Origin of the sequence: Exiguobacterium sp. s125 (genome assembly GCF_018618605.1) — a bacterium.
Lineage (GTDB): Bacteria > Bacillota > Bacilli > Exiguobacteriales > Exiguobacteriaceae > Exiguobacterium_A > Exiguobacterium_A oxidotolerans.
In genome coordinates this window covers 1,171,655-1,198,083 of sequence record NZ_JACSMI010000001.1, presented here as the reverse complement: position 1 = coordinate 1,198,083, position 26,429 = coordinate 1,171,655, and the positions used below count along the sequence as shown (strand labels likewise).

The window sequence follows — 26,429 nt, the reverse complement described above, 5'->3', positions numbered from 1 at the left end:
CCTCCTTATTTATTCTTTTTCAAGAGATCAAAAATGATTTTGGCGTGATCCGTATTGTCGACTTGTCCGGCAAACCGGTCTTTAGCCGGTCCATAGGCATAGACGGGAACGTCTTCTCCCGTATGTCCGCCCGTCGTCCAACCCGTGTGCGACCGTTGATTGAAGATTTCTTCAATCGCGTTATCGACGTCTGTCACGTTCTTAGAGGCAGCAGCTCGTTCGACCGAAGTGAATTCCTCTTCCGTCAAAGCCAATTTTTGTTGATCGATGTACGTCGTCAAGGTCTTGCGGACATCGGCGCCGGAAACGATTTTTTCAGCCATGAAGTCGGGTGTTTTCTTTGCTGCTTTAATCGGCTCGGCGAACCAGTTATAAATTCCGTCTGCCCCGATTGAATAGCCGCCTGTCGAATGATCGGCCGTCGCGACGACGAGCGTATGCTTGTCCTTTTTCGCAAAGGCGATTGCCGCTTTAAACGCCCGTTCGAAATCTTCCATTTCACTCATCGCGCTGACGATGTCATTATCATGTCCGGCCCAGTCGATTTGACTCCCTTCGACCATCAGGAAGAAGCCTTTTTTGTTCGTATCGAGTCGTTTAATCGCCGCATTCGTCATTTGCTCCAATGAGGGAACGCTATTTTCGCGGTCGATCCGTTTTGCTAAACCGCCATCGGCAAACAGACCGAGGACTTGTTTGTTGCGGTCGGCATTTAATTCGTCAAGATCCGTCACGTATCCGTAACCGTCTTTTTTGAATGCTTTCGTCAAATCGACATCCGGACGGATGAAGTTGGATTTGCCGCCGCCGAGTAAAACATCAATCTTATGTTTCCCGTTAATCCGTTCCTTAAAGTAATCATCTGCGATCGCGTTCATGTTTTTCCGATTTTCGTCATGAGCGCCGAACGAAGCCGGTGTCGCATGGGTGATTTCTGACGTCGCGACGAGTCCCGTCGACTTACCGCGTTCTTTCGCCGCTTCAAGGACGGTCTTGACTTCAGACTTATCATTGTCGACGGCAATCGCTGCGTTATACGTCTTGACGCCGGAAGACATCGCGGTTGCGGCAGAGGCAGAGTCGGTGATGTTTTGTGCCGGATCTTCCGGATAGGTCATTTGCTGACCGACGAGATACTGGTCGAAGGCTGTTTTTTCGGCGACGGTCGTCGTCGGATCATTTTTTAAGTAGCGGTGCGCCGACGTATAGGAAACACCCATCCCGTCACCGATTAAAAAGATGACGTTGCGGATTTCCGGCGTCTTCTTGTATTTGCTTTTGGCATCGGCATCCGGTGTCGATACCATCGTGCTGAGCGATAAGGTTGATAGGGCGAGAATCGGGATCAGTCGTTTCAGTTTCATGATAATTCCTCCTTGGTCATTTAAAGAACAGTATGTATTGCCTACATTCATCATCCTACTGAAGGAATATGAACGGAATATGAGAAAAATGTAAACAATTATGAAGAAGTAATGACAAGGAGCTATGAAAAAGGAGTTGGCATGTCTTACGAAACAAAAATATGAAAAAACTAGTCAGCGAAGTCGCCGGCTAGTTAGTGTGAAGCGTGTTAAACGAGGAGTAAGCCCATCAAAATCGTATCATAATACAAGCCGTCCGCAAGCAGTCGGTCGTGCTTGAGTCGTCCTTCGACTTGAAACCCGGTTGTCTGATATAAACGAACGGCCCCTTGATTCGTCTCGACGACGGTCAATTGAATCTTTTGCAGTTCGACCGACCGTGCCCAGTCAAGTGTCGTCTGTAAGAGAGCCCGCCCGATGCCTTGCCCCCAACAGTCACGGACGACCCCGACGCCGAAGTCGGCTTTATGTGCGAACCGACGCAAGGGGAAACCGACACAGCGGGCATAACCGACGAGTTGTCGATCCACTTCAGCGACGAGCAGGGAGTGGGGAATACCGGTCTCATGCTGAATCAATTGCAGAAATCCCTTTTCATCAAGTACGTCTTCGCCCGGGAATCGGTCAAAGTGATCCGTTTCTGCATCGAGTCTCGCGCGCAGTAAAGCAAGCTGTCGTGCATCCGTAGGCTCTGCCGGACGAATCGTGTACGTAACAGATTGAATGTTCGCGTCAATTGGATCCATCATATTCGCCTCCAAACTAGTAAAATCAAAATCGTCCCCCTTAAGAATGCCATAAATAATTTAAAAATGTAAAGTATTTCCATTAAGACAAACGAAGATTGTCTAGATCGACACATGATAGACTAGAAACAGATTGGAAAGGATGGATAGAGATGTTAGAGATACAACAGGGTTCAACGGAGGACCGCGAATACATTCGCGAACAATTGATCGGCTTCAACAAAACGAAAGTTCCGCTAGCGGTTCAACATGAGACGGAACAAATCTGTTTTCTTTTAAAGGAAGGTGGCGAGATTAAAGGCGGATTGACAGGTGAATACAGCTGGAACCACGTCCACGTCTCTTTCTTGTGGCTCGACGAGTCCGTCAAAGGCGGCGGATACGGCAGCAAATTATTGAGTATGGTCGAAGCCTATGCCAACGAACGTGCCTGCAGCAAAGTCATCCTCGACACGTTCAGTTTTCAGGCACCCGGCTTCTATGAAAAAAACGGGTACGTCGAATACGGGCGTTTAGACGATCATCCGGTCGAAGGGATGACACAATACTTCTATAAAAAATTACTTTAAATGAGTTGATCCTTATTTCTTGTAATAATAAATCCAAGCAATCAGATAGGACAGTGTGCCGAGCGATAAGACGGTCGCGATGGCGTAGAAGGGAAAGTTCGGAAAACCTTCAACGAGTTGGACGTAAAATAAAAACGGAATCATCAGGACAGGGAGTGTGGACAAAAATGTTGAATAGGCAACACGTGTCGCCTTACCTGTGATGACTTCCTCGCGCTCGTCCTGATCGGAAAATTCAGTCATCCCGACGGACCATTCGGAAAACGTACTTTTTTTGTTGGTCCGAGTCAGATACCCCATAACGGTTAGTAAAACAGCGATGAGTATCATCGGAAGAACAAGCGGAAGTTCCAATGTGATGTTGAATCCGGTACCGCGGACGGGATCATCGTTAAACACTTCAAGTTGATCGTGTACAGAACTGACGAAAGCAGCTAACAGATAGAACAGACAAATGTTTAAGCTCGATTGAATGATGACACGTTTCAAAGTGATTCCTCCTCCAAATAAAAGATGTCTTCGATTGGTCGGTCAAAGATCCGGGCGATGTGCATCGCCAGTAACAAGGACGGGGTATAGCTTCCTTTTTCGAGTGAGATGACGGTCTGGCGCGTGACGCCGATCAAGTCAGCGAATTGTTCTTGCGTCCAGTCCGTTTGGCGCCGTAATGCTTTGACGCGATTCGAAAGTTTCATCGGGACACTCCTTTCTTTCATGAACATATTGTATAGTTCGTTTTACATTTTGTAAAGTGAACTATACTTTTTATTTTTTCGTCTCATTTATCGAAAATTCGCGGAGTCTGACTAAAACAGAATAGTCTGACAAAATTCGGGTAATATGTACTTTATCACTTCGACGGCATCGGGACAGAAAAAGGGGGGGAATTAAATGTTGCCTGAATGTATTCCGGATCAAAGGGAGCTCGCACGCCGCATGCGCATCGTCAAAACGTTACGGAAGCTTGGAAAAACGGATGAAGCCATTGCAAAATCATTATATGTCCCGGTCGAGTGGGTCAGATCAGTCGAAGATAATTTATCGAATACTAGTTATCAGCAATCATCTTAATGCATTAAAAAGAAGCGTCTCCCTTAGTTCAGGGGAACGCTTCTTCATGTTCACGATGACAGTTTCGTTGCGCCCGAGTCGACCGACAGTTTCGGTTGACGCCAAAAGAACGTCAAGATGATGCCGACCGTCAGGACGATCGTCGCGAAATAAAACGGGTAGTTGAGATTGACATCAAACAGGAGTCCACCCGCAATCGGTCCGAGGATGTTCCCGACACTCGTAAACATCGAGTTCATTCCGCCGACGAAACCTTGTTCATCGCCGGCAATCTTTGACAGATAGGTCGTGACGGCAGGACGCATCAAGTCGAATCCGACGAAGACGACCATCGTCACAAGGATGATTGCGAAGTAACTCGTCACGTACGTCATGACGAGGACGAGGGCGGTCGAGACGATTAAGCTGTAACGGATCAGGCGGATCTCACCGAACCACCGCGTCAAGCGGTCGAACAGGCCGACTTGGACGATGACACCGACAATCGCTCCGAGGGAAATCGCGAGAGCGATGTCCTTCGCCGTGAAGCCGAACTTCCGGTCGACGAACAGGGCGAACAGCGATTCGAACGAGGCGAGACCGAATGACGAAATCAACAGGACCAAAAAAGCGACGAAATAGAGGGGGGAAAAGACTTTTGAGAAGCCGGCCGCTTGTTTGACAGTCGGCGCATCGGCATAATGACGTTCCGGTTCACGTAACGTGAAGACAGACAAAATCATCGCAATCATCCCGAACGTCGCGGCAAAGAAAAACGGAACCCGTGTCCCGATGTCAGCGAGAAAGCCGCCGATCCCCGGTCCGATTATGAAGCCGGTCGAAATGGCGGCCGACATATAGCCGAGCGCCTTCGGACGCGTCTCATTCGTCGTGATGTCGGCGATGAACGCCGTCACGGCCGGCATGATGAAGGCGGCACTGACTCCCCCTAGGATGCGCGAAGCGAACAGGACTTCGACCGTCTGTCCGAGACCGAATAACAGTTCCGACATGCTGAAGATGAACAAGCCGATGATGATCATCGGCTTTCGTCCATACTTGTCGACGGCGCGTCCGGCAAGCGGCGAGAGAATCAGTTGGGCAAAGGCGAACGCCGACACCATATAGCCGACCGTCGAGCCGGAGATGTTCAATTCATTCATGATCGTCGGGGTGACGGGAATGACGAGTCCGATCCCTAAAAAGGCGATGAACAGATTGAGTAAAAGTGTACCTAAAATGAGTTTGTTGTTTTGCATGATTTGAACCTCAGTTTCTGATTTGACTTCTTAACGGACGAGTCCGCGCCAAAAAATCGGCCAGACGGCAGTGAGTCGTTGTTGGTAGGCGTCAATCCCGTTATAGACGAGTTCTGTCATCGTTCCTTCCGCAACCGTCAAATAGGCGAGTGCGCCGCTCGTATAGTCTTCGGAGTAGAGAATCTGCTCCGTCCGGTCGCGTTCGCGAAATAAGCGTGCAAGGTGACGATGGATCGAATCGAAAAACGGATTGATCAACGCTGTCACTTCATGCTCCAGTTTGACGGGCGGGAAGTACGCGATGCGAAGGATGAACTTCATTTGGTCGTTTTGGTTGCTTTCCTCGATGAACCAGTCGAAAAATCCTTTTAGCGATGCTTCGAGCGGCAACTGCCGTGTCTCGACGAAGTAGGACGCGAGGTGTTTTTTCTGTTCACCGAGCGCGTACGCCATCGTCTTCAAAAAGAGATCGTCTTTTCCGGAATAGTGGGCATAGATGGATGGTTTCTTGATACCGACTTCCTGGGCGATGTCGTTTAAGGAGGCCCCTTCGTAACCATGAGTCGCGAAGTGACGCAAAGCGGTCGGGATTAATTGTGCAGCTTTCAAATCATTCACCTTCCTAACGGTCGTTAGTTTACAAAATGACTATATCATCAATGTATGGGATTTAAAAGGACTGTGTTTTAAAAAAATATTTACCTAAAATGAAAACGCTTAACTTTTTCTTGACGCAGTCTTCAAGAAATTGTATTCTAATTACGAAAAGAATAAACCGTTAGGGTTGTTACTGGTCAAGCAGGCAAAACCTAAATTGATATCTGTTGCGTGTTGCGGCAATGGATATGAATTTAGGTTTTTTCTTTTCATCAGACTGTGGGTGGAGGTGATGGATTCCATGCAGATCGTAAAAGTGTTTAATAACAACGTTGTATCGATTGAATCAAAAGGGCAGGAACATGTTGTGATGGGACGCGGGATTGCGTTCCAAAAACGGACTGGGGATACGATTGAAGAGAATCGTATCGAAAAAATTTTTACACTTGAAAGTAAGGAAACACAGGAACGATTCATCGATTTTTTGAATCAGATGCCACAAGACGAAATCGAGACTGTCAAAGAAATCGTTAAGGTAGCAGAGCATCAATTGAACAACGAGTTGCATGACACGATTTACGTAACGCTGGCCGATCATATTCACTATTCCCTCGAACGGTATGCGGAAGGAATCATCATTCGAAACCCTCTGGTTTGGGAAGTCAAACGTTTTTACGGACCAGAGTTTTCGATTGGCAAACAAGCCGTTCACCTGATCAATGAGCGGCATCATGTCAAGCTCGATGAAGATGAGGCAGTCGCGATTGCGCTTCATCTCGTCAATGCCTCGATGCTTGGCGTAAAAGGAGAGAGCTTACACGTCGTCACGGAAATGACGAAGGCGACACAAGCGATTTTGACCATCATCACCTATCACTTTCAAGTCGAACTCGATGAAGAAGCACATGCTTATTCCCGCTTTTTAACTCATTTAAAGTACTTTGTGCAACGAATCGTTTCTAAAGCAGCCTTGAAGGCGGGGGGCGATGAAACACTGTTCGAAATGGTCAAAAATCGGTACCCTGCAGCTGCTGAATGTGTATTGAAAATAGCGAATTTAATTGAAGCGAAATACGACTATCATGTTTCGACGGATGAACGATTATATTTGATGATTCACATCGAAAACTTAATGAAACAAAGTCAATCCTAAGGATGGTTACTGATGATGCAGGCCAAACCTAAATGACTACAAGTATGGTGTTACTTGTAGTGGTTTAGGTTTTTTTTATCCTATTATTTAAACCGGGAGTGAGACGAATGGGAAAATATCAAGCGTTAGCAAAAGACATCGTACGATTGATTGGCGGACAAGACAACGTAAAAAGTGTGTTTCATTGTGCGACGCGTTTACGGTTCAAGCTAAAAGATGAGCAAGCGGCTGACGCTGAACAGCTCAAGCAACAGGACGGTGTCATTACTGTCGTCAAAAGTGGCGGACAATTTCAAGTCGTCATCGGAAACAATGTCAGTGAAGTCTATCAAGACGTAGTCGCGATTGGTGGTTTTGAAACGACGGTTGATGACGGTGAAAAAACGACGGTGTTCAACCGGCTGATCGATACGATTGCCGGAATCTTCACGCCGATTTTAGGACCGATGGCAGGGAGCGGTTTACTGAAAGGCTTACTGGCGATTTTAGTTGCCCTTGGACTGTTGACGCAAGACATGGGGACATACATCGTCCTCAATGCGACAGCAGACGCGCTCTTTTACTTCCTGCCCATCATTTTAGGTCATTCAGCTGCCAAAAAGTTCGGTGGGAATCCTTATATCGGGATGGTCATCGGGGGAGCGCTCGTTTACCCTTCGATGGTCGCCTTGCAGGCATCAGGTGAAGCACTCAGTTTCTTGACGGTTCCGGTCGTCTTGATGAGTTACGCATCGTCCGTCATTCCGATTATCCTAGCGACCTATGTATCAGCGAAACTCGAGAAGTTCTTTAATCAACATTCGCATGAGGCCGTCCGCAACTTTACGACGCCAATGCTCGCGCTCTTAATCGTTGTCCCGTTGACGTTCCTCGCAATCGGACCACTTGCGACGTACGCGAGTCAAGGACTAGCGGGTGCTTACTCGTTCATTTACAACCTAAGTCCAGTCCTCGCGATCGCTTTCATCGGAGCGTTTTGGCAAATCTTCGTCATGTTCGGATTGCACTGGGGTCTTGTACCAATTCTCATCAATAACATTACCGTCATCGGGTTTGATACGATCAGCGTCGGTGTACTGATGGCAACGTTCGGTCAGGTCGGTGCCGTCCTCGCGATTACTGTTAAAACGAAAGATAAGAAGACGAAGGGACTCGGTACATCTTCAACGATTGCCGGTGTCTTCGGAATCACGGAGCCTGCGATGTACGGCTTGACGCTGCCGCGGAAAAAGCCGTTTATCTTTGGTGTCATCGGTGGAGCAGCAGGTGGACTTGTTGGGGGTGCACTAGGTACAGCTTCTTACACGATGGGCGGACTTGGCATATTCGCTGTGCCAGTCATGATTCCTCAAAGTGGTGTTGACCTCTCGTTTTGGGGTGCCTTCATCGGTTTGTTCGTGGCGACGGCGGTTGCTTTCAGTTTGACGTACTTCCTGACGAAGGAAGAGATCGCAACGACTGAAACAACACCATCTTTATCAAAAGAAGTCGGGTTACCCGTCCTCGCGCCAATCAAAGGCGAAATCATTTCTCTGGAGTCAGTCAATGACGAAGTCTTTTCGAGTGGCGCGATGGGCAAAGGTGTGGCAATCATTCCGAACGAAGGAGTCGTTTACGCTCCGTTCGATGGTGAAGTCGTGACTGTTTATCAATCGATGCACGCGATTGGTTTACGTTCAGATACAGGTGTCGAAATCCTGATTCATATCGGACTCGATACGGTCCAGTTGAACGGACAGCATTTCGAATCGTTCGTCTCGAGTGGACAGAACATTAAAGCAGGAGATCGGTTGATCGCGTTTGACTTAAAAGAAATCGAGCAAGCGGGATATGACATCATCACGCCGGTCATCGTGACAAACACAGCCAGCTATTTGGATGTTCTTCCGACGTATGTCGGATCGGTTGAACCGTCACGTGACGTGTTACGTATCTTAGTATAAGAGAGGGGTAAAGGAAAATGAAGAATGTACCAGCAGACTTTTTATGGGGTGGCGCTACTGCCGCCAATCAAGTTGAAGGCGGATTTGATCAAGGGGGTAAAAGGTTGTCAATCGCCGATGTGATGCCAGGCGGGAAACAACGGATGCAGTTGATTCATGATGCGGCATTTGACTTTGAATTACATGAGCAATACACGTACCCAAACCATGAAGGTGTCGATTTTTATCACCGGTACAAAGAGGATATCGCCTTATTTAAAGAAATGGGTTTTAAGACCTTCCGGATGTCGATTGCCTGGTCACGCATTTTCCCGAACGGCGACGAGACAGAGCCGAATGAGGAAGGTCTCGCGTTTTACGACCGTGTCATCGATGAATTGATTGCCCAGGAGATCGAACCACTTGTGACGATTTCGCATTATGAGTTGCCAAGACATTTGGCGACAGCATACGGCGGATGGCGCGATCGCCGTCTTGTAACATTCTTTGAACGATACAGCCGGGTTCTGTTTGAGCGTTATCAAGGAAAAGTGAAATACTGGTTGACGTTTAACGAAATCAACGGGGCGCAGTTCATGCCGATGCTCAGCCTCGGTGTCGCATTACAGGATGAAGAAAACCATCTTCAAACGACATACCAAGGGTTACATCACCAGCTCGTTGCGAGTAGTCTTGCGACGAAAGCAGCACGGGAAGTCGACCCGTCAATGAAAATCGGATGCATGTTAATCGCAGCACCAGTTTACCCGTATAGTTCCAATCCAGCAGATATCCAAGTTGCACTCGATGAAGAGCGGATGATGAATTACTTCTGCGGCGACGTCCATGTCCGCGGCGAGTATCCGGCATTCGCGAAACGTTTCTTTGCCGAGAACGGGATTGAACTTAAACAGGAAGAAACGGATGCGGCAATCTTAAAAGAATACACGGTTGATTTCTTCTCTCTCAGTTATTATATGTCACGGACGGAAAAGGCTGATAAAACGACAGACATGACAGCCGGAAATATCATGAACGGTGTCAAAAACCCTTATTTGAAAGCGAGTGACTGGGGCTGGGAAATCGACCCGGGTGGACTGCGGATCATTTTAAATAAGCTGCACGACCGCTACCAAAAACCGCTGTTCATCGTCGAAAATGGACTCGGTGCTTACGATAAGGTGGAAGCAGACGGTGCAATTCATGACGAATACCGGATTGATTATCTTAAAGCACATCTTCAAGCAATGGTTGAAGCGATGGAGGACGGCGTCGAGGTCATGGGCTATACAAGTTGGGGATGCATTGATTTAGTCAGTGCTTCGACCGGCGAGTACAGCAAACGGTACGGCTTTATCTACGTCGATAAGCAGGATGACGGGTCCGGTACTTTCGACCGCTCGCGGAAGGATTCATTTTTCTGGTATCAGGAAGTGATTGCGACGAACGGACAAGCTTTGTACAAAGATTCAATTTCAACGCGTTCATAAAAAGAAAAGACCTGATTTCGCTAAGCGAAGTCAGGTCTTTCCTTTTTTTCGAATGAAATGTTCAAAAAATTAGACTTTAAAAAGATGGTAAAAAGATAAGGGGTTGGAGATAATGGATATAGATGGGTAAAAATGGGAGGATGCAAAATGTATAAAAAAGTACTATCGGTTATCTTGATCATAATTCTACTAGGAGGAACGTATTACGGGGTGATATCCCTATTGTTCAAAGAAGGTACATCTGTCAGTTCGTTCCCGATCCCGCGCTTTGCGACGGAGCAAACGGGTGCGAACGGGCAACACTACGCGACGCAACTTGCTTCAGAAACAGACGGACCGGGACTCCTGTATGCAGCACGCTTGAATCGTGACGGCTGGAAGAAAGTGAATCAAGAAGGAGCTAAAATTCTCTATCGCAAAGGCGAGACATTCGTTTCGCTGACGACGTTCGACGAGGAAGTATATGTTAAGCCTGTCCGTTTAGTCGAGTTCGAGCGTTTGGAGGATTGAGTCGGAACAAGGTACACTTGCTACAATAAGTAAGGACAGGAGCAATTCGTCCGTTCGTAGCAAAGGAGAATCAAGATGACACAATCCATCGCAATCATCGGAGCAGGCGTCAGCGGGCTTTATACAGCATCGCTTTTACAGCAGATGGGACAAGCGGTCACCGTCTATGAAGCACGGGACCGGATCGGCGGACGTATTGTAAGCGTGGCGGGTACGCATGGAGACGAGGCAGACCGCTTTGACCTCGGACCGACATGGTACTGGCCGGATACGGAAACGGTCATCACGGATCTTGTCGCCGAACTCGGCCTGACGGCATATGAACAACACACGACGGGCGCGATGGTACTCGAACGGCAAGCAGGAGCCATCGAACATCATCTGCTGGCACCGGACAGTATCGTCCCGTCGAAACGGTTAGCGGGAGGAATGGAAGCACTCGTGACAGCGATTGCGTCACAACTCCCGGCGGCATCGCTCCGCTTACAGTCACGCGTCACGAAACTTGAGCGGACGGGACAGCAAGTAATCGTTACGTCAATCAAAGACGGACGGACGACTTCAGAAACGTATGATAGTGTCGTGGTTGCCCTTCCACCCCGTCTTGTCGAGCGAGTCGCAATCGAACCGCCGTTTTCCGAGACGACGCGGGAGAAACTGCAAACGACCCCGACCTGGATGGCCGGACAAGCAAAAGCACTTGTCGTCTATGACACGCCGTTTTGGCGCGAAGCGGGTCTGTCCGGGTTTGGGATGAGCTGGGTCGGCGCCATGCAGGAAATTCATGATGCATCACCGCAGCGCGGACCGGGTGCCTTGTTCGGTTTCCTACGGCTGACGGCAGAAGAGCGTCAGTCACTCGGGACGGAAGCGGTTAAAGCCTGCATACTCGAGCAACTTATCACGATGTACGGCGAAGCAGCCCGTCATCCGCGGGAAGTGTTCTATTATGACTGGGCGCAAGACCTTGATACGGCGACGCCTGCAGATGCCCGTCCGTTAACGGAATTTCCGCAGTATCGGCCCATCGCAGTCGACGCGAACTGGCAAGGCCAACTTTATCTTGCCGGAACGGAAACGGATAGTGCGTTTGGTGGCCATGTCGAAGGGGCGCTCCGGTCGGCGAAGCGGGTCGTCGCTGAATGGACGATGCGGCATGGGTGATTTGTGACGCGCACAATGTTAATCATGAACGTCCTCGACGATCGGGGGCGTTTTTAACTGATTTTAAAAGTCGAAGCAGTCATTTGTTCCACCTGTGGTAACTTTCGGAGATTGGGATGGAAGAACCAAACACATGCAATCAACGAAATACCGAGTCCGGCGAACATGAAAATGAAGTGAGGATCGATAAAGGTCGCGACATATCCACCTAGTAACGAACCGATCGGCATCGCGGCAATTCCTAAGCTATACGCGACTGAATTCACGCGCCCGAGTATTTGGTTCGGGATGATGGTTTGCGTAACACCGGCAAACAAAACATTTACGGCACCGATTGGAATCCAGGCGATACCAAATAAAATCGGTGTAACCAGTGGACTTGAGAGCCACCCGGCAAATACCCAGCAGATGGATCCGACTAAAAAGCAAACACTTGTGACGATGCCGACGCGCAGTTTTCCGAGGGTCGAACCGAGGAGTGCACCGAGCAACGAACCCGCTGACATAGCGGCTAACAGAATACCGTATGTTTGTACACCGCCGATTTGATCCGCGAAGACAGGAAGGACGGCAACCGTCATCCCAATCGCAAAATTTGCGACAGACGAACCAATCAGAAAGACCCAAAGTAATGACGTGAAGACGACAACGAAGCCGTCTTTTAAATCATCGATATAGTCCGTGAAGGTGAGTTTTAAGGAGTGTTGCGTTTTTGGTGTTGGCGTTTTTACAAAATCCATGTTGAGGAATGAGAAAAACATCGCGGCGAGTGCGAATGTCACTGAATCGACGAAAAACATCGTGATGGCACCAAAGAAGGCAATTGCTAATCCTGCCAATGAATTGAAGACAAGATCAACGCCTTGATAAGCAAATGCAAAAAGTGAATTTCCTTGCAGCAGTTCTTTTTCTTTTAGAAACAAGGGGAGGGCTTTAGTTTGCGTCGGATAGGCAAACTCTTCGACGCAGGCGAGGAGTGGCATGACGGATAAAATTAAAGCAATGCTTAAAAAATCGAGCAGGTAAGCAAGTGGAATGAGCAAAATCAAAATCGACTGCACGACTTGGGTGACGATTAACGTCGTTTTGATTCTCCAGCGGTCGACCAGCGGACCCGCAAGAAATTGCAGGGCTTTTGGTGATAAAATCAGAAACCCGGCGAGCCCTGTATAAAATGCACTCTGTCCAATGTCATGGACAAGCCACATCGCGGCGATGTAATAAAGACTGTCTCCGATATTCGTCACGAGTCGACCGGACAGTAAAAATATGAAATTACGGTTTTTCAAAAGTTCAATCATGCGTAAAACCTCCAGTTTATTTATTATTTTGACCGGTCAATTTAATTTGACAATGAAGGGTAAAGAAAAAGGCTATACGTTCAAGCCTTGTTTTCTTCATCCTCATGTTCAATCGTTTCCATGATGAGTTCATCCACTTCAAACGCCATCGTAGAAAAGAAATAAAGTTTTTGAGCGGTTTCTTCACTTGGTTCTTTTGAGAGGTGTCTAAGTTCCTCCATCAAAGCAAAATATTTTTTCATCCAATCGTTAAACTGTTCCTCCGTTGCAGAGATTTGCCACATTGAACCGACGTGATTCCAGTCAGCAGGCGATTCACTGGCTCGTTGAGGGGTAAATGCATGCTCGGGCGCAGATAAAATAACTTGCTTTGTTTTTTCGGCCATCTGAAAAAGCAATTGCCGATTGGATTCATTGACGTCTTCCATATGCGGCAAGAGCTCAAGTGATGGTGTGAACCCCCGTGCCACCGATTGATAAAACTTTTGGATGATTCCGCCTTTTTCTTCCGTTTTGACTAACGTGATTAAGTGATTCTTTTCGAGCTCTTTTAAATGGTAATGTACTTTAGGACGCGATAAGTTAAGTTTTTCAGACAACATTTGACCCGTGAGTGGTTTTTCGATTAACCGCATCATGATTTCAGCTCGGATCGGAACACTCAACGCCTTTAATTGGCTTAAAGTGGTTAATGTTAAAATAGATTTCATGAGAAGACTCCTTTTTATTTGACCGGTCTAATTTATTTGACAATAGAATAACATAGATTTACTTTTAACAGTTAATATTTTTTGCAAGGCATTACATTCTCTTGGATGAGGTATTACTTGACAGATTGGAAAATCGAGTGAAGGATTTGTTTTAACTAATTATTGAAAAGGTATAAGGGCACATAGAATATTTTAGTGCGACATGTAAGGGAAGGGTGACTGTATGACGTATCAAATTTTGATTCTACTACTTATCGGCTACGTAATTTACACAATCGATTTAAAACAAAAAATGATTCCTGTTCCGATGGTGCTCGTCGTGATTGGACTGGGTCTTTCATTTATCCCCTATTTTTCTTCGCTTCATCTATCAAAGGAAATCGTATTTGAAGTGTTTTTGCCGGCGCTCCTGTTTACGGCAGCGTATCAGTTTCCGATTAAACAGTTGAAAAATAATTGGGGTATCATTACGGCGTTCAGCACGATTGGGTTGATTGTGACGGCCTTATTGCTCGGTGTCTCAATTTACTGGATCTCGAATCTGTTCATTTCACTTTCGCTGACGGCTTCGCTGCTCCTTGCCGCCATCTTGATTCCGACCGATCCGGTCTCGGTGACGTCCATCATCAAAAAAAGTACAGGGGATGAACAACTCGCCGATATCGTGGAAGGAGAATCGATGGTCAATGACGGGACGAGTATCGTTTTGTTTACGATCTTATTATCGATGTTTCAAACGGGGGAACGTTTTAATTTCACGACCTTCATCGAACAATTTATGCTTGTTTCGTTTGGCGGAATTCTGATTGGTTTACTGCTCGGATGGATTTTAAGTAAAATTATTCACTTGACGACGCAAAAAGAATATCAAGTGATGTTGAGTATCGTCATGTCGTACGGTGGATTTTATCTTGCAGAAGCGCTTGGTGTCTCAGGTGTTCTCACCACCGTCATTTTGGGGATTTTCTTGTCTTACGAAATCGAAAAAGCGGATGAGGAGAAGGGAATTAAAGCATCATTGGATGGATTTTGGAACATCATCAAACCAACATTTTTATCGATTTTATTCTTACTGATTGGGATTCAAGCAGCTGGATACTTAGTTTTTTCACAATGGGGACTGGCGTTGATCATTTTTGGTCTCACCTTGTTGGCGCGGTTCATCATGGTCAGCGGCTTCATTTATGCCGTACCGGCCTGGAAAGGTGAATTTCGCGACGACTTTTCGACGATCTCAATCATTACGGCAGCCGGGATTAAAGGTTCGATGTCTGTCGCGTTGTTACTATGGCTCGAAAAAACGGTCTCAGCGCAATATGATGTGTTGATTTCCTTATCGTTTGCTGTCATCGTCCTGTCGTTGATTGTCCAAAGTATCGGTATTTATCCGCTGACGATTTTCTTGAGTAAGCGGCATAAACGATAATAAAAAAGAAAATCAAAAAGCAGACACTGTCCAAAAAGTACTTGGATCGTGTCTGCTTTTTTGCGTTTACAGATACAAGCCGTTCGCCTCAACATTTTGAGTGTTCATAAAGACAAGAAAAACGGATGATCTTAAGTTGTTCCAAAAACGGAAATCATCAAATCCGCAATCATGCAGTTTTCTCTAACATGACCAGTCATTCAGACGAATATAATAACTTGCCCGTTTTGAAATCGTAAATCCGGTAAAAAATTTCAAATGCATGATCTTTTGTCGTCGTCACGTGGCAGGTATACGGGACGTCCGGTCCGTAAGCGCCGAGATCGGCCCGATCAAAGAAACTGAAATAGTCACCTGTTTCATCATAATAAAGATCAATCGTCCGCGGGCTGGATTGATCATCGTATTCCACCGTACACATTCCTTTAGTTGTCGCATAGTCATGATAAAAGACGTACTTCAGGCTTGGAGCCGTATACCAAACCAGTCCCACACCGAATAAACACATTAAAACGAGTCGGTCGAACGTGGAAAATTCGATGCCGGTATCCTCACGGAGCCAAAAATATAACAACACACTCAGCACTATACAGACGATACCACCTGCGAAAAGCGCGTAATAGAAAAGCACTTCTTCATTCATGCGATCATCACCCTCATAAATACAACCCGTTCGCCTGAACGACGAATTGCGAGTGTTCGTAATGATAGGTGATGACGGAATAATCGAACGGACGACCGTTCGACAAGTGGAAGATCGTCTCGACCGTCAATGCCGGATCACCGGCTTCAAGTTCCAAATGTTCCGCAATCGTCTCCGGCAATTTGCCGACGTGCATGTACATGTCGGAAAAGCCGATGTTCAGTCCGAGTGCCGTCTCAAGATACTCGAAAATCGATTGTTCGACGATTTCCCGGTTCAAGTATGGGACGAGTGCTTTTACGTAATAGGATTCTTCGAGGCAGAGAAGCCGTCCGTCAATGTAGCGGATCCGTTTGACGAAATAGATGTCTGTCCCAGGTGTAATGGCAAGGTTATGAGCGAGATCCTCCGGGCAGGCAATGACTTCAAGTTCGAGTAAACGCGACGTGATATCATAATCGATCAAGTTTTGCTTGAAGCCTTGTGTCGAGAAGAGATTAAAATACCCTTTCCGATTACTTTTGCGTACAAAAATGCCGCTGCCGCGAACTTGAAAGATGATTCCTTTTCGTTCCAGCAGTTCGAGCGCTTTCGTCATCGTCGTTTTACTGACCTCAAATTGTCGGATCAATTGATCGAGAACCGGTAATTTATCGCCTTGCTGTAACGCATTCTGTTCGATGTAGGCTTCGATTTCCGTCGCCGTTTGTTCATATTTCAGCATGGTTCACCCTCATTTATATAAAAATTGTTATATCGCAACTATATCATAATAAAAAGACGATATTTGTAAACATGTTTTTTAAGATTAAATGTGTATTGATTAATTGTGCATGTACAATTATGATGATAATAAAGGTATACATCTCGATTGTTAGGGAGGACTTGAAGATGAAAGCATTACCAAACGACTTTTTATGGGGCGGCGCACTGGCTGCGCATCAATTTGAAGGTGGCTGGAACGCCGGCGGCAAAGGGCCGAGTGTCGTCGATGTCATGACGGCAGGCGCGCATGGCGTCGCCCGCCGAATTACCGATACGATTGAAGAGGGGACGTTTTACCCGAACCATGAGGCGATCGATTTTTATCACCGCTATCAAGAAGACATTGCCTTATTCGCCGAGATGGGATTGAAGTGTCTCCGGACATCGATCGGCTGGAGCCGGATTTTCCCGAACGGGGACGAAACTGAACCGAACGAAGCGGGACTGCAGTTTTATGATAATGTCTTTGACGAGTTGATTAAACACGGCATCGAGCCGATCATCACGTTATCGCACTTTGAAATGCCGCTCCACCTCGCGCGCGAATACGGCGGGTTCCGCAACCGGAAAGTTGCTGAGTTCTTCGAACGCTTTGCTGAAGTCTGCTTCACACGCTACAAAGATAAAGTCATGTACTGGATGACGTTTAATGAAATCAACAACAAGATGGATGTCGAGAATCCGTTGTTCCTCTGGACGAACTCCGGTGTCAAAGTCGAACCGGGCGAAAATGCGATGGAAGTCATGTACCAGACCGGTCACCACGAACTGATTGCCAGCGCCCTTGCTGTCGCGAAAGGGAAAGCAATCAATCCCGATTTCCAAATCGGAGCGATGATTTCCCACGTCCCGGTCTATCCGTATTCCTCACATCCGAAAGACGTCATGCTGGCGGAAAAATCGATGCGTCAACGTTACTTCTTCCCGGATGTTCAGGCACACGGTTATTATCCGAACTATGCCTTAAAAGAGTTCGAACGGGAAGGCTATCAGATTCCGATCCTCGACGGCGATGACGAGATTCTGAAAAACGGGACGGTCGACTACATCGGCTTCAGTTATTACATGTCGACAACGGTCAAGCATGATGCGACGGTCAACAATACGGGGAACATCGTCAACGGCGGCCTCGCGAACGGCGTCGAGAATCCGTACATCCAGTCGAGCGACTGGGGCTGGGCGATTGATCCGGTCGGACTCCGTTACGTCCTGAACCGGTTGTATGACCGCTACCAACTCCCGCTCTTCATCGTCGAAAACGGCTTTGGGGCTGTCGATACGATTGAGGACGGCAAGATTCACGATGCAGCGCGGATTGATTACTTGAAAACACATATCGAAGCGTTGACTGAAGCGGTCACGGAGGACGGCGTCGAACTGATGGGCTACACACCGTGGGGCATCATCGACATCGTCTCGTTTACGACGGGTGAGATGAAAAAACGCTACGGGATGATTTACGTCGACCGCGATAATGAAGGCAACGGCTCGATGGAACGGATGAAAAAAGATTCGTTCGACTGGTACAAACAGGTCATTGCGACGAACGGACGGGAGTTGTCGTACGACAAAGCGACACAACAGTAAATCGATAAGCCTCCACCTATACCGGGTGGAGGTTGTTTGTTGTCTGTCAAATCACGCTTGCTTGAAATATGAAAACAAGCGATGATGAGAATGTATATATTATCCAAAAGTGACGAGGGACGTTTAAGGGGATGAATGAATGATTGGTGTCAGTATTGCGACGATATGGGAGTTCGAAGCGACACTCGCATATTTTGATGTAAAAGAATTAGAACGTACTAAGTACCCGTACGGCGAATATTTTTTCCGGACGATTGCCGGAAAACGTGTGTTGTTTTACAGCACCGGTGTCCGGAAAGTAAACGGGGTCGGGGCCAATCAGTACATGATGGCACAGTTCCCGCTTACAAAAATTATCGTTGCCGGGACCTGTGCCGGCATTGACGAGTCGTTTGCGGTCCTCGACATCATCGTGCCAAACCGCGCGGTCCAGTATGATTGTACGGTGAAAGAAGTCGAGCCGTTGATTAAACCGTCCTTCATCGTTGAACTCGCTGTTGCGGCTTACCAAACAGATTGTCACACCGGAACGATTGGTACGGCAGACCGGGCCGTCGTGATGTGGAACGATTACTTGGAGCTGAAAGCAAATGGCATCACGGTCGCCGATACGGAAGCCGGCGCAATCGCCTATATCTGTCAGAAAAACGGGGTCGAATGTATCATCATTAAAGGCATCTCCGATTTTCCGGCGGACGAGACAGACCGCGATCCAGTCCAGTCGAACGAAGAACAAATCAACGTCTACATAGCGAATACGCCAAAAGTGATGCGCAAAATATTCAGTGACTATCTGACACGATTCATTTAGAACATCAGGAGGGGCAACGCATGAAAACATTAGTGGTTGGTTGTCTGCTGACCGTCAACGCTAAAAGCTTAATGACACAAAAGACGCAGTCTCGGATGAAATCCCGGAACTGCGTCTTATTTATGATCAGTGCATCGGCTGCTAATTTTGTTCAGACTCATGTTTTTCTGACTGAGCCGCTTTGAAGTTGCGATAAATCGTATAACCGACAGTGACAGGAAGAATGACAATTCCATACCCAAGCGGCAATCCTAAAAAATAATACCAGAAAATCGTAAAAACAATCATGATTAGAAGGAGGCGGATACTAGATATGTGGTATGTACTCACTTAAAACGTTCCTTCCTTTCAATGTATTGTTACGTTTTTAGAAAGACGTTTGGTTGATCGATATAAAGTTGGACCAGTCCGCACTTCGGACAAACGGCAGCTTTCGCTTCAGCAGATGCCTTGCTGAAAAAACGACCCGGTTTTTTAATCTTTAAGCCATACATGGCACCTTTGACGTGGACTTCACAGTCTTCGACTAGTCGGGTGTCGCATTGGGTACAGGTTCGGTTCATGTAACTTGTCCTCCTATTTAGCTTGAACTACCTCCACCTGCGCTGGGCTTCGCCCTGAGACACTTAGAGGTGGGAGTATTCTCGCCTGATTTTGATAAATATTCTTCAACTGTCCTTTAATACGTGTCGGAGTTCGCTGACGCCAAGGATCAGCATACAAAGCGAAAGTGGTATGAAGAATACTAAAAACGATAGTGTCGTTATGGCATCCATTGAACTACCTCCACCTACGCTTCGCTTAGAGGTGGAGGATTCCTGAGTCATCCGACCTAACGGTCGAAATCTGATCAGGCTAACCCCGTCGTCCCGACGGTTGAAGAAGCTAAGAGGCGTTCAGCTTCTTGTTTGAGGTTCAGTCCTGCGTTCACATCACGGTCGTGATGGATGCAGCAACTCGGGCATGTCCATTCACGCAAGCCAAGATGCTTCACGTCTTTGTGTTGATGTCCGCAACGGGAGCACAGTTGACTAGAGGCGAAGGTCTTTCCGACTTTCACGACGGTCTTCCCGTACCATTCCGCCTTGTATCCGAGCATGCGGAAGAACTCCGACCAACTGACCTCGGAGATGGACTTGCTCAACTTGCGATTCTTCTGCATGTTCTTCACCTGCAAGGTCTCGATCCCGATGACGTCGTGGTTTTTGACGATCTCGGTCGATACCTTGTGCAGGAAATCGGTTCGCTTGTTCGCGATCTTCTCGTGGATGCGGGCGACCTTCCGCTTTTGCTTCTGATAGTTCTTCGCCTCGGAAAGTGTTACTTTCTTGTCCAAGGCCAATCGTTGACGACGAGAAAGTTTACGTTGTTCACGTGCCAGCTTTTTCTCAAGCGAACGGAAGTAACGGTCGTTCTTGTATACCGTGCCGTCCGACAGGATGGCGAAGTGATTCAACCCGACATCGACGCCGACGGATGAGCCCGTCTTCGGCATTTCGTTGCTCTCCTGCTCGACGAGCAGGGAGACGAAGTATTTTCCTGAAGCGTTACGCCGGATGGTCGCGTTCAAGATGCGTCCGACGACCTGCCTCGAATGAGCGAAGCGCACCCACTTCAGCTTTGGAATTTTGATTTTGGTGCCGACGATCGAGACTTCTGGAAGTTGAGACTTGCCTTGAATGTTCGTCTTATACGATTGAACAGGGTTGCACTTCGACTTGAAGCGGGGTCGTTCGTTCTGCTTCTTGAAGAAGCGGTCAAAGGCATCAGCAAGATGTTTGACGCTCGCTTGCACAGACGTGCTATCGACTTCTTTCAACCAGTCGAACGCCTGCTTCAACGACGGAATTTCTTTCGAGCAAGACCCGTAAGACAGCCCTTTACCTGTCGCTTTATACGTTTCATCCCACTTCGCCAAGAAGTGGTTGAAGACGAAGCGTGAACAACCGATCGTCTTCGCGATCAGGATTTCCTGCTCTTTTGTCGGATAGATTCTGAATTTGTAGGCCTTGTGAGTCAACATGATGTTCACCTCCTTACAAAGGATATACCCGAAAGAGAGCTTGGCGATTCATCTCCCACTTTCACTAGGGCTTCACTCTGATCGTTTAGAAGTGGGCGTATTCTCGCCTGATTTTGATAAAAATAAACTGAGCAGGATGATGGTCAAAATGGTCGTCAAGCTGACGAGCGAACTGCGGTTAGACATCGTTCTCCTCCTTTAAGTGGTTATTCTTCCGCAAACGGACATAACGGATGATGGCCGGTACCGCAATCGAAATCGAAAAAGCGCTAACGAGCAACAAATCGGTCTGCTCGAAGAATAAATAATCGATGCCGATCAACAGAAATAACAAAATCTGGATGATCCGAAAACGGAGCCGTGTACTCCGGTGAATGATGTCCTGTTCTTTCGATGGACTGGAGTAGTGCGTATTCTGACTCAGTAATTCAAAATAAAAATAACTGAGGACGCCGAGTTGGACGACCGAAAAGAAGGTAGCGCCTGTCTGTTCAAAGAAGATACTAAATAGGGTCATCCCGAACAGGAGTAAGTAGAGTGCTGATACGATTCGTTTCGTACGTGTCGTCAAAGTAAGTCCTCCTGAAAGTCAGTCGATGCTACTCTGTTCTACGGCACGGCAAGGAAAATGTTTCAAGCTATGAATGCATACAAAAGGAACTTAAGAAACAATGAGGAGGAATCAGGATGAGTTACGGGATTTTTGGGAAATTTACGACGACGGCGGGACAGCAAGAAAAATTGGTGGAGCTGTTACTTGAAGCAGCAGCCTCGTTCGAAGACGAGCCGTCATGTCTCCACTATATCGTCAGCGTATCAGAAGAAGCGGACACGGTCATCGTCCACGAAATTTGGACGAATCAAGCGTCGCACAAGGCGTCACTCGAGCTTCCGACGACGCGGCGCCTGATTGAGCAGGCACGCCCGTTAGTCACGGGAATGGAGCGGTTATTGACATTTAACCCGCAAGGCGGAAAAGGGTTATAAAGGGTAATTTTTGATGTTTTAGTCGAAAGTTTGTAAAAAATTAGAACTTTTTTTACCGATTGACGTAGAGTATACATGAGGTGAGTATGATGGAAAAACGACGAAGAATTCAACGTATCCGGGAAGAAAAGGAACGCATCGCGTTCGTTCGCATTATTTTTGCTGTAATGCTTGGTTTTAGTATCTTTGCACTTCTTCAATATGAGACAGCAATTTGGCCGAAAATCCTCGTCGGGGTGAGCTTCCTGGCACACGGTGTTTTGCACTGGATTGAAGCGAAACGAATCAGTGTATTTTCAGACAGCCGACCAGCACGCAACATCATCCGACTCCGTTACGCGGTTGATTTTGCTCTAATCGGACTGATTGCTTTTTTCTTCCCGCTATTAATCCGGTTCGAACTACCACCTTTGCCAAGTTTTATCGGCTACTTTATCGGACTTGCAGCCTTCGTTATCGGTGACATCTATCTCGAGCGAACGCAGACGGTGCTTGACCCAGCCCATCCGACGAAAAAAGAATTACGAAGTAAAACACCTGTCCTGAAAGCCAGATGACTTTGAGTAGGGGATGAACAAAATGGAAAAACAAACGAAAATTCTAATCATGCAGCAGGAAAGCAAGCGGAATCTTTTTAAACGATTGGCATTGGCAGGAGTCGTCGCACTTTGTTTGTACGGCTTGGTTCAAACAGGTGCCGACGAATGGATTGTTCCACTGCTCGTCCTCCTCGTCCTCATCCATGGACTGTTACTGCTCGGCGAGGCAAGGCGGATCAGTGCCCTATCAAGCATCAAAGCAGCACGACGGCTGATTCGTTTCCGTTACGCGGTCGAGTTCGGTTTCGTTCCCGTTCCTTTATTGATTGCGCTTCAGGCATGGATCCCTAATTATTGGGGTATATCTGTTTTAATCGTTCTTCTGCTGGCTCTGCTGTTGATTGCCTTTTTGAAACAATATCTGGAATTGCGGATCATGCGGACGGATCCGAGTCACCCGACGGACGACGAGCTACGCAAAAAAACACGGATGGCAAACTAAAACAGTACTTCTACTCGCGCATCAAGCAACGGGTAGAAGTACTGTTTTTTAATTGAGTTCGATTTTAACAGTAGTCGGTTTTGCGAATGCATCACTTGACGCGAACATGACGAAGACATTTTCCGTTTCCGGTACTTCGTAGACGAGATCGACCCTTGATTGATAGGGAGCAAAGTACTGGTAACTGTTTTTCCAGGCCTTCTCATTGCGGTTGACATAGTCGACCGTTTCATAGACATGCCCATTTCCATCCTGAAGCGTGAACCGGTCCGGTTTATATTGACTGTAGGCACCGAGTACATCTTCTGAAATATCCGGGTCATGCAAAAACAACGGGAGCGTGATGTAGCGTTTACCGGCTTGCTGTGTCAGTTTGAGTTCAGCCGGCGGGCGGTCTAACAGTTTCCCGACACGGAAGGTGGCATCCTTTAATTTCGGGTCACCGGGATACGTTTTGAGCAGCCCCTGATTCATCAGCTTTTCGATTTTTGCCGTTTCCTGTTTCGACGGTTGTATGGCGGTCGATTTTTTGGCGGTCAAATCGGCGAGCTTCGTCCCTGTCGTCGTTTCAGTTGTTTGACTTGTCGGCTCGGCCGCCGGTTGCTCGACTTCACTCGTCGTCGCAAAGAAGAATAGTCCGGCGACACCCGCGACGAGTGCGGTCCCGACTGTTCCAAGCGCGACTTTGAAGCGGCGTTCCGTCGCCTTGGCATTGACGGCGACGCTCCCGATGGCTGCATTCGGTGTGATTTTAACCGCGCGGTAGGCGGGTAATAAGGCACCGATGATTCCTGTCGTAATCGGAATCAACAGCGTCAGGCTCAGGAATCCGAGCTCGGCCGTCGGGAATTGATTGTACATCTTGTAAATCAATCCGAGTGAGACGGCAAGACCGATCAATCCGGCAAACAGACCGGTCATGACCCCTTCAAGCAAGACGAGTTGACGGATCATCCCGTCACGCCAGCCGGTCGCTTTCAGCACGGCGAGCTGTGATTTCCGTTCGTTGACGTTCTGCCACATGATTTCCGTCGTCGTCAAGATGGCGATCAGCAGGGCAACCCCCATCGCGACATAATGCATCATGCCGACTTCAAGGGCAACGAATTCGCCGAGCCAGGACGCATACAAGACCCCCTTGAGCCGGAATGTGACGAACAGGAAGAAGATGAACAAACTGGTCGGTAAGGCGATTGCGACAAGCGATAGTAATGTTCGTTGCCAATACGTCGCCAATTGATTGATGCTCATGCCGAGGGCGGATTGCGAACGGACGAAACGACGTCCCCGTGAGACTTCTCCCGCCTGGATGCTTTCGTACGGTTGAATCTTCCGGATCAACAGCATCGGGACGAACGTGCCGCCCCAGTAAATCAACAGTCCGGCGAGACCGATCAGAACGATCCGGGCAAGGGCGATCGGATGATCCGTCGTCAGCCAAAACGTCCCGAGAATCACCCAGGCAATCAAGGCGACGAGAGACCCGAGTAACGTTGCTTCGAGGAACAGCATCTTCGACAGCTGGCGCGGACGCCAGCCGAGGGCCAGTAAAATCGCAAATTCTTTTTTCCGGGCGTAAAGCAGGATGATATTCGAGCTGAAGACATAGACGAGTGCCACCAAAATGACGCTTGCGATGACACCGCTCATCCCGACTTTTGCTTCCTGGAAGATCGCCATTGAGGAACCGAGTTTAATCCAGGGCTGCTGGACCCAGCCGAGTGCCGGTTGGTCTTTAAGTCCGGGCAGATACGTCAGTGCGAGCTGCGGTGACGAACCGAGCGTCACATCCGTGATCAGTCCGGTCTTGTCTTCGATTTCCTGCGCGACGGCCTGTAATTTTTTCTCGCTTTGTTCATTCATCGTATCGATGCCTTTGACATTGACCCGGATGACGGAGATGGCTTTTTTGCCGCGAATCTTGAAAGCAGCGTCTAGCGTCGTCAACATCGAAGGCGGTTTCGTCATGAAGTCGTACGGGTCGTTTGTTGGTTTGACGTCACGCGGCGGGTTGACCGGTGTCTCATTTTTATCCATGACCCACTGTGCCTTCGCCGGGAAATAGGTTTCCATCGGCAGTTCCGTCAACGGATCTTTCGATAAATTCAATTTCTTCGGATCAAACACCCCGATGTAATAGGGATTGATCCGCGGCCAGTCATCGCTCGACGTCCCGAACTCGCGTGCTGCCCGGTACATGCTGCGTTTCGCAAGCAGGGAATCGGGGTTGATCAGCTTCGGTTCGACCTGATAGGTGAACGGCCACCGGGACGGATAGGGACTCTTGACGGATTGATAGGTGATTGGTGAAGGCTTGAGAATCAGCCATTCCGAGTAGCCGCTGTATTTTTCAGGTAATGAATTGTTCAAAATATCATGAATGAATTGTTTTTGGACTTGCGCCGTCGTAATTTTATACTTCTGTGGCTTTTCATCGACGGTAGGGAGCTTGTCTAAGTATGTTTTGCCGCCCTTTTTCGTGACCTCTTGAATCGTCGGTACCATCGAGTCATCAATCAGCGGTAAATCAAGTTTTTCATATTTATAGGTCCGGGACGCATCGATGTAATCCCGTTCGTTCATTAAAACCGGAATCATATCGACGTTCTCGAGCGCCGTCACGACGTCTTCATCCGTGAAATAACGGCTGTGGTCCGACTTTTTCGTCGCTTGATCAAGCCCGACGAGGCGTGCTTCCGCTTCCGGATCAATCCCGGCAATCATCGTATCACTGCCATACTCGTCGAGCGGTTGTTTTCCGAGACCGACCGGTGAGACGCCGGATTGTCTTGTATCGCCGCTCGCGTCCCAGCCGGCGGCTAAATAACGGACCGTCGTCGACTTGTCGACTTGCAGACCGGTATTTTGATAATCGGTGATCGTCAGCTTATAGACGCCGGGGTCATCAAACGTGTGCGTCCCGACGGATGAGCGTGTCGAGTTATTTCCGATCATCGCGATTGGGGCTGCGACTTCGACGTCCGTGATGTCTTTGATCGTCTTGTATTGTTTCATCGTGATGCCGCCGTCGAGACCGCTCATATAATTCGGCTCGAGTAAATGTAAGTCTTCCGTCACGCTCCGGCTTCCCGGCGGCCGGACGACGATATCATATGACGAGTTCCAGCGTTTTTGCAGTTCGTCAACGACGGTCCCATTGTTCGCTTGGGTCGTCCCGATTAAATAGCTGAGTCCTGTACTGACAATCAGGACACCGACGAGTAACAGGATGAACCGCTCCTTGTTTCGCCACCATGAGTTCCAAATGAAGGACATCATAGGCGTCCACCTCCTTTTACGTGTAACGACAT

Annotated in this window: 28 protein-coding genes; 14 read left to right on the top strand and 14 right to left on the bottom strand. The window is 47.9% G+C overall.

What is annotated here, in order from left to right:
• Window positions 1–5 precede the first annotated feature (5 nt).
• Together KNQ05_RS05985 and KNQ05_RS05980 are read right to left on the bottom strand one after the other, a co-directional pair.
• Window positions 6–1,364, bottom strand: coding sequence for an alkaline phosphatase (locus tag KNQ05_RS05985; RefSeq protein WP_214769343.1), 1,359 nt, complete (start codon window positions 1,362–1,364; stop codon window positions 6–8).
• Between the two features lie 209 nt (window positions 1,365–1,573).
• Window positions 1,574–2,110: a GNAT family N-acetyltransferase gene (locus KNQ05_RS05980; protein ID WP_251132436.1), complete on the bottom strand. Its 537-nt coding sequence runs from the start codon at window positions 2,108–2,110 to the stop codon at window positions 1,574–1,576.
• 152 nt (window positions 2,111–2,262) lie between these two features.
• Between KNQ05_RS05980 and KNQ05_RS05975 the strand changes: the two genes are divergently transcribed.
• Entirely contained in the window at window positions 2,263–2,679 is a 417-nt protein-coding gene (locus tag KNQ05_RS05975) for a GNAT family N-acetyltransferase (protein WP_214804715.1), read from the top strand.
• Window positions 2,680–2,691: 12 nt separating this feature from the next.
• On the opposite strand, the gene KNQ05_RS05970 is transcribed toward KNQ05_RS05975, so the two are convergent.
• Both KNQ05_RS05970 and KNQ05_RS05965 read right to left on the bottom strand, forming a co-directional pair.
• Window positions 2,692–3,168, bottom strand: a complete 477-nt coding sequence (locus tag KNQ05_RS05970) for a DUF2178 domain-containing protein (RefSeq protein ID WP_088837008.1) — start codon at window positions 3,166–3,168, stop codon at window positions 2,692–2,694.
• The gene (locus KNQ05_RS05965; RefSeq protein ID WP_214769335.1) at window positions 3,165–3,374 is read right to left on the bottom strand and encodes a helix-turn-helix transcriptional regulator; all 210 of its coding nucleotides are present in this window, start codon (window positions 3,372–3,374) and stop codon (window positions 3,165–3,167) included. The genes KNQ05_RS05970 and KNQ05_RS05965 overlap by 4 nt, the downstream gene beginning before the upstream one ends.
• A 196-nt stretch (window positions 3,375–3,570) precedes the next feature.
• Here KNQ05_RS05965 and KNQ05_RS05960 point away from each other — a divergent pair, with 196 nt between their 5' ends.
• The gene (locus KNQ05_RS05960) at window positions 3,571–3,750 is read left to right on the top strand and encodes a DUF2171 domain-containing protein (RefSeq protein ID WP_214765909.1); all 180 of its coding nucleotides are present in this window, start codon (window positions 3,571–3,573) and stop codon (window positions 3,748–3,750) included.
• 50 nt (window positions 3,751–3,800) lie between these two features.
• On the opposite strand, the gene KNQ05_RS05955 is transcribed toward KNQ05_RS05960, so the two are convergent.
• Window positions 3,801–4,988, bottom strand: coding sequence for an MFS transporter (locus KNQ05_RS05955; protein ID WP_214769333.1), 1,188 nt, complete (start codon window positions 4,986–4,988; stop codon window positions 3,801–3,803).
• 30 nt (window positions 4,989–5,018) lie between these two features.
• Window positions 5,019–5,606, bottom strand: coding sequence for a TetR/AcrR family transcriptional regulator (locus KNQ05_RS05950; protein WP_353049615.1), 588 nt, complete (start codon window positions 5,604–5,606; stop codon window positions 5,019–5,021).
• A gap of 280 nt (window positions 5,607–5,886) precedes the next feature.
• Here KNQ05_RS05950 and licT point away from each other — a divergent pair, with 280 nt between their 5' ends.
• The 5 genes from licT (at window position 5,887) to KNQ05_RS05925 (ending at window position 11,824) form a co-directional block, all read left to right on the top strand.
• The gene (gene licT, locus KNQ05_RS05945; protein ID WP_214801500.1) at window positions 5,887–6,738 is read left to right on the top strand and encodes a BglG family transcription antiterminator LicT; all 852 of its coding nucleotides are present in this window, start codon (window positions 5,887–5,889) and stop codon (window positions 6,736–6,738) included.
• A 107-nt stretch (window positions 6,739–6,845) separates the two neighbouring features.
• Window positions 6,846–8,681, top strand: coding sequence for a beta-glucoside-specific PTS transporter subunit IIABC (locus tag KNQ05_RS05940; protein WP_214804713.1), 1,836 nt, complete (start codon window positions 6,846–6,848; stop codon window positions 8,679–8,681).
• A 17-nt stretch (window positions 8,682–8,698) separates the two neighbouring features.
• Window positions 8,699–10,150: a glycoside hydrolase family 1 protein gene (locus KNQ05_RS05935; RefSeq protein ID WP_214804711.1), complete on the top strand. Its 1,452-nt coding sequence runs from the start codon at window positions 8,699–8,701 to the stop codon at window positions 10,148–10,150.
• A 147-nt stretch (window positions 10,151–10,297) separates the two neighbouring features.
• Complete coding sequence (locus tag KNQ05_RS05930; protein ID WP_214804709.1) at window positions 10,298–10,660, top strand: hypothetical protein; 363 nt, start codon at window positions 10,298–10,300, stop codon at window positions 10,658–10,660.
• A 75-nt stretch (window positions 10,661–10,735) separates the two neighbouring features.
• Complete coding sequence (locus tag KNQ05_RS05925; RefSeq protein WP_214804707.1) at window positions 10,736–11,824, top strand: flavin monoamine oxidase family protein; 1,089 nt, start codon at window positions 10,736–10,738, stop codon at window positions 11,822–11,824.
• A gap of 53 nt (window positions 11,825–11,877) precedes the next feature.
• Here the strand turns inward: KNQ05_RS05925 and KNQ05_RS05920 are convergent, their stop codons facing one another.
• Window positions 11,878–13,122, bottom strand: coding sequence for an MFS transporter (locus KNQ05_RS05920; RefSeq protein ID WP_214805067.1), 1,245 nt, complete (start codon window positions 13,120–13,122; stop codon window positions 11,878–11,880).
• Window positions 13,123–13,205: 83 nt separating this feature from the next.
• Window positions 13,206–13,835, bottom strand: a complete 630-nt coding sequence (locus tag KNQ05_RS05915) for an ArsR/SmtB family transcription factor (protein WP_214804705.1) — start codon at window positions 13,833–13,835, stop codon at window positions 13,206–13,208.
• Window positions 13,836–14,058: 223 nt separating this feature from the next.
• Between KNQ05_RS05915 and KNQ05_RS05910 the strand changes: the two genes are divergently transcribed.
• Window positions 14,059–15,261, top strand: a complete 1,203-nt coding sequence (locus tag KNQ05_RS05910; RefSeq protein WP_214804703.1) for a cation:proton antiporter — start codon at window positions 14,059–14,061, stop codon at window positions 15,259–15,261.
• A gap of 196 nt (window positions 15,262–15,457) precedes the next feature.
• On the opposite strand, the gene KNQ05_RS05905 is transcribed toward KNQ05_RS05910, so the two are convergent.
• Together KNQ05_RS05905 and KNQ05_RS05900 are read right to left on the bottom strand one after the other, a co-directional pair.
• Window positions 15,458–15,904, bottom strand: a complete 447-nt coding sequence (locus KNQ05_RS05905; RefSeq protein ID WP_214804701.1) for a hypothetical protein — start codon at window positions 15,902–15,904, stop codon at window positions 15,458–15,460.
• Window positions 15,905–15,917: 13 nt separating this feature from the next.
• Window positions 15,918–16,628 (bottom strand): GntR family transcriptional regulator, encoded by a 711-nt coding sequence (locus tag KNQ05_RS05900; RefSeq protein ID WP_214804699.1) that lies wholly within the window; start codon window positions 16,626–16,628, stop codon window positions 15,918–15,920.
• 167 nt (window positions 16,629–16,795) lie between these two features.
• On the opposite strand from KNQ05_RS05900, the gene bglA reads away from it, so the two are divergent.
• The 3 genes from bglA (at window position 16,796) to KNQ05_RS05885 (ending at window position 19,252) form a co-directional block, all read left to right on the top strand.
• Window positions 16,796–18,256, top strand: a complete 1,461-nt coding sequence (gene bglA, locus KNQ05_RS05895; RefSeq protein WP_214804697.1) for a 6-phospho-beta-glucosidase — start codon at window positions 16,796–16,798, stop codon at window positions 18,254–18,256.
• A 139-nt stretch (window positions 18,257–18,395) separates the two neighbouring features.
• A complete protein-coding gene (locus KNQ05_RS05890) occupies window positions 18,396–19,067 on the top strand; it encodes a 5'-methylthioadenosine/S-adenosylhomocysteine nucleosidase family protein (RefSeq protein ID WP_214804695.1) in 672 nt (223 codons plus the stop codon).
• Between the two features lie 20 nt (window positions 19,068–19,087).
• Window positions 19,088–19,252, top strand: a complete 165-nt coding sequence (locus tag KNQ05_RS05885; protein ID WP_157898474.1) for a hypothetical protein — start codon at window positions 19,088–19,090, stop codon at window positions 19,250–19,252.
• A gap of 174 nt (window positions 19,253–19,426) precedes the next feature.
• Here the strand turns inward: KNQ05_RS05885 and KNQ05_RS05880 are convergent, their stop codons facing one another.
• The 3 genes from KNQ05_RS05880 to KNQ05_RS05870 all read right to left on the bottom strand — a co-directional run bounded on the left by KNQ05_RS05880 (window position 19,427) and on the right by KNQ05_RS05870 (window position 21,661).
• Window positions 19,427–19,630, bottom strand: a complete 204-nt coding sequence (locus KNQ05_RS05880) for a nucleic acid-binding protein (RefSeq protein ID WP_214801519.1) — start codon at window positions 19,628–19,630, stop codon at window positions 19,427–19,429.
• 287 nt (window positions 19,631–19,917) lie between these two features.
• Window positions 19,918–21,090, bottom strand: a complete 1,173-nt coding sequence (gene tnpB, locus KNQ05_RS05875; RefSeq protein ID WP_214765931.1) for an IS200/IS605 family element RNA-guided endonuclease TnpB — start codon at window positions 21,088–21,090, stop codon at window positions 19,918–19,920.
• Window positions 21,091–21,268: 178 nt separating this feature from the next.
• Window positions 21,269–21,661 (bottom strand): hypothetical protein, encoded by a 393-nt coding sequence (locus tag KNQ05_RS05870; RefSeq protein ID WP_214804693.1) that lies wholly within the window; start codon window positions 21,659–21,661, stop codon window positions 21,269–21,271.
• A 116-nt stretch (window positions 21,662–21,777) separates the two neighbouring features.
• Here KNQ05_RS05870 and KNQ05_RS05865 point away from each other — a divergent pair, with 116 nt between their 5' ends.
• The 3 genes from KNQ05_RS05865 to KNQ05_RS05855 all read left to right on the top strand — a co-directional run bounded on the left by KNQ05_RS05865 (window position 21,778) and on the right by KNQ05_RS05855 (window position 23,118).
• On the top strand, window positions 21,778–22,077 hold the full coding sequence (locus tag KNQ05_RS05865) for a putative quinol monooxygenase (protein WP_214804691.1): 300 nt from the start codon (window positions 21,778–21,780) through the stop codon (window positions 22,075–22,077).
• A gap of 89 nt (window positions 22,078–22,166) precedes the next feature.
• Window positions 22,167–22,634, top strand: coding sequence for a hypothetical protein (locus KNQ05_RS05860; RefSeq protein WP_088837024.1), 468 nt, complete (start codon window positions 22,167–22,169; stop codon window positions 22,632–22,634).
• Between the two features lie 22 nt (window positions 22,635–22,656).
• Entirely contained in the window at window positions 22,657–23,118 is a 462-nt protein-coding gene (locus KNQ05_RS05855; RefSeq protein WP_214804689.1) for a hypothetical protein, read from the top strand.
• A 48-nt stretch (window positions 23,119–23,166) separates the two neighbouring features.
• On the opposite strand, the gene KNQ05_RS05850 is transcribed toward KNQ05_RS05855, so the two are convergent.
• Window positions 23,167–26,397, bottom strand: coding sequence for an ABC transporter permease (locus KNQ05_RS05850; RefSeq protein WP_214804687.1), 3,231 nt, complete (start codon window positions 26,395–26,397; stop codon window positions 23,167–23,169).
• Window positions 26,398–26,429 lie beyond the last annotated feature (32 nt).

Coding starts and splice junctions, on each gene's coding strand:
- KNQ05_RS05985 (WP_214769343.1), bottom strand. CDS start 1,364: ATGAAACTGAAACGACTGATCCCGATTCTCGCCCTATCAACCTTATCG.
- KNQ05_RS05980 (WP_251132436.1), bottom strand. CDS start 2,110: ATGGATCCAATTGACGCGAACATTCAATCTGTTACGTACACGATTCGT.
- KNQ05_RS05975 (WP_214804715.1), top strand. CDS start 2,263: ATGTTAGAGATACAACAGGGTTCAACGGAGGACCGCGAATACATTCGC.
- KNQ05_RS05965 (WP_214769335.1), bottom strand. CDS start 3,374: ATGAAACTTTCGAATCGCGTCAAAGCATTACGGCGCCAAACGGACTGG.
- KNQ05_RS05960 (WP_214765909.1), top strand. CDS start 3,571: ATGTTGCCTGAATGTATTCCGGATCAAAGGGAGCTCGCACGCCGCATG.
- KNQ05_RS05955 (WP_214769333.1), bottom strand. CDS start 4,988: ATGCAAAACAACAAACTCATTTTAGGTACACTTTTACTCAATCTGTTC.
- licT (WP_214801500.1), top strand. CDS start 5,887: ATGCAGATCGTAAAAGTGTTTAATAACAACGTTGTATCGATTGAATCA.
- KNQ05_RS05940 (WP_214804713.1), top strand. CDS start 6,846: ATGGGAAAATATCAAGCGTTAGCAAAAGACATCGTACGATTGATTGGC.
- KNQ05_RS05935 (WP_214804711.1), top strand. CDS start 8,699: ATGAAGAATGTACCAGCAGACTTTTTATGGGGTGGCGCTACTGCCGCC.
- KNQ05_RS05930 (WP_214804709.1), top strand. CDS start 10,298: ATGTATAAAAAAGTACTATCGGTTATCTTGATCATAATTCTACTAGGA.
- KNQ05_RS05925 (WP_214804707.1), top strand. CDS start 10,736: ATGACACAATCCATCGCAATCATCGGAGCAGGCGTCAGCGGGCTTTAT.
- KNQ05_RS05915 (WP_214804705.1), bottom strand. CDS start 13,835: ATGAAATCTATTTTAACATTAACCACTTTAAGCCAATTAAAGGCGTTG.
- KNQ05_RS05910 (WP_214804703.1), top strand. CDS start 14,059: ATGACGTATCAAATTTTGATTCTACTACTTATCGGCTACGTAATTTAC.
- KNQ05_RS05905 (WP_214804701.1), bottom strand. CDS start 15,904: ATGAATGAAGAAGTGCTTTTCTATTACGCGCTTTTCGCAGGTGGTATC.
- KNQ05_RS05900 (WP_214804699.1), bottom strand. CDS start 16,628: ATGCTGAAATATGAACAAACGGCGACGGAAATCGAAGCCTACATCGAA.
- bglA (WP_214804697.1), top strand. CDS start 16,796: ATGAAAGCATTACCAAACGACTTTTTATGGGGCGGCGCACTGGCTGCG.
- KNQ05_RS05890 (WP_214804695.1), top strand. CDS start 18,396: ATGATTGGTGTCAGTATTGCGACGATATGGGAGTTCGAAGCGACACTC.
- KNQ05_RS05885 (WP_157898474.1), top strand. CDS start 19,088: ATGAAAACATTAGTGGTTGGTTGTCTGCTGACCGTCAACGCTAAAAGC.
- KNQ05_RS05880 (WP_214801519.1), bottom strand. CDS start 19,630: ATGAACCGAACCTGTACCCAATGCGACACCCGACTAGTCGAAGACTGT.
- tnpB (WP_214765931.1), bottom strand. CDS start 21,090: ATGTTGACTCACAAGGCCTACAAATTCAGAATCTATCCGACAAAAGAG.
- KNQ05_RS05865 (WP_214804691.1), top strand. CDS start 21,778: ATGAGTTACGGGATTTTTGGGAAATTTACGACGACGGCGGGACAGCAA.
- KNQ05_RS05860 (WP_088837024.1), top strand. CDS start 22,167: ATGGAAAAACGACGAAGAATTCAACGTATCCGGGAAGAAAAGGAACGC.
- KNQ05_RS05855 (WP_214804689.1), top strand. CDS start 22,657: ATGGAAAAACAAACGAAAATTCTAATCATGCAGCAGGAAAGCAAGCGG.
- KNQ05_RS05850 (WP_214804687.1), bottom strand. CDS start 26,397: ATGATGTCCTTCATTTGGAACTCATGGTGGCGAAACAAGGAGCGGTTC.